This window comes from Bradyrhizobium sp. P2_E8 (assembly GCF_056403875.1).
The window spans coordinates 1-684 of the sequence record NZ_JBFUES010001810.1 but is presented as its reverse complement, the minus strand read 5'-3'; the positions used below and the strand labels follow the sequence as shown (position 1 = coordinate 684).

Annotated in this window: 1 protein-coding gene; it reads left to right on the top strand. The window is 63.0% G+C overall.

Going from position 1 to position 684, the window contains the following annotated elements:
- A partial coding sequence (gene gmd, locus AC1D00_RS44050; RefSeq protein WP_477015065.1) for a GDP-mannose 4,6-dehydratase occupies positions 1 to 684 on the top strand: 684 nt, incomplete at both ends.

Genomic DNA, 684 nt, shown 5'->3' with positions numbered 1-684 from the left:
GCTCTCATCACCGGCGTGACCGGCCAGGACGGCGCTTATCTCGCCGAATATCTGCTGTCGCTCGGCTATGTCGTGCACGGCATCAAGCGGCGCTCGTCTTCGTTCAACACCGCGCGGGTCGATCACCTCTATCAGGATCCGCATGTCGGCAACGTGCCGTTCCTGATGCATTACGGCGACATGACGGACTCGACCAATCTGATTCGCCTGGTGCAGCAGATCCGGCCGACCGAGATCTACAATCTCGCCGCCCAGAGCCACGTCGCCGTGAGCTTCGAGAGCCCGGAATACACCGCCAACGCCGACGCGATCGGCGTGCTGCGGCTGCTGGAAGCGATCCGCATCCTCGGCATGGAGAAGGAGACGCGGTTCTACCAGGCCTCGACCTCCGAACTCTACGGCCTCGTGCAGGAGATCCCGCAAAAGGAGACGACGCCGTTCTATCCGCGCTCTCCCTACGGCGTCGCCAAGCTCTACGGCTACTGGATCACGGTGAACTACCGCGAGGCCTACGGCATGTTCGCCTCCAACGGCATCCTGTTCAACCACGAGAGCCCGATCCGCGGCGAGACTTTTGTCACCCGCAAGATCACGCGCGGCGTCGCCCGCATCGAGGTGGGATTGGAGGAGACGCTCTATCTCGGCAATCTCGAGGCCAAGCGCGACTGGGGGCATGCCAAGGAC